The 736-nt window shown below is 30.0% G+C and carries 1 pseudogene; it reads right to left on the minus strand.

The features are described from left to right. Positions 1-87: 87 nt before the first annotated feature. Positions 88-736: pseudogene (locus tag MBORA_RS00355) on the minus strand (hypothetical protein); the annotation flags it as partial.

Genomic DNA, 736 nt, shown 5'->3' on the forward strand with positions numbered 1-736 from the left:
TTGCATGTATTATTTGTACTTTAAATGTTCCTCCCATGAAATAAATTTTTAAGTTTTTATTTTTTGTTATTGGGGATTTTAAGATTTTTACCATGGATTTAAATGTGTTTGGACCATAATCTTTATCCTGTTTAAATTAGAAAAAGTAATATTCTTATTTATCCCACTATTAAGGATTTTATTACCATTTTCATAGTAATTAACATTGTAATTATTTTTTTCGTAGAAAATTAAGTTATTAACAGTAACAGTATTTGTATTTTTAGGACGAAATACACTAAAAGTACAAGCAAATATATCACCTGACTTAAACCAATAAATAACATTACCTTTAAATTCTTTAGCATGGTTATTAACAAAAGAACAACTACTTAATTTACCATTATCACCATCCCAATAAACAGCACCACCATACCCATCTGCATGGTTATTAACAAAAGAACAACTACTTAATTTACCATTATCACCATCCCAATAAACAGCACCACCATACCCATCTGCATGGTTATTAACAAAAGAACAAGCACTTAAAAAACCATTATCACCATACCAACAAACAGCACCACCCCATTTAGCATGGTTATTAACAAAAGAACAAGCACTTAAAAAACCATTATCACCATTCCAATAAACAGCACCACCATACCCATCTGCATGGTTATTAACAAAAGAACAATCCACTACCTTACCATTATCACCATTCCAATAAACAGCACCACCATACCATTTAGCATGG

The sequence above is a fragment of the Methanobrevibacter oralis genome, assembly GCF_001639275.1.
GTDB classification, from domain to species: Archaea; Methanobacteriota; Methanobacteria; order Methanobacteriales; family Methanobacteriaceae; genus Methanocatella; species Methanocatella oralis.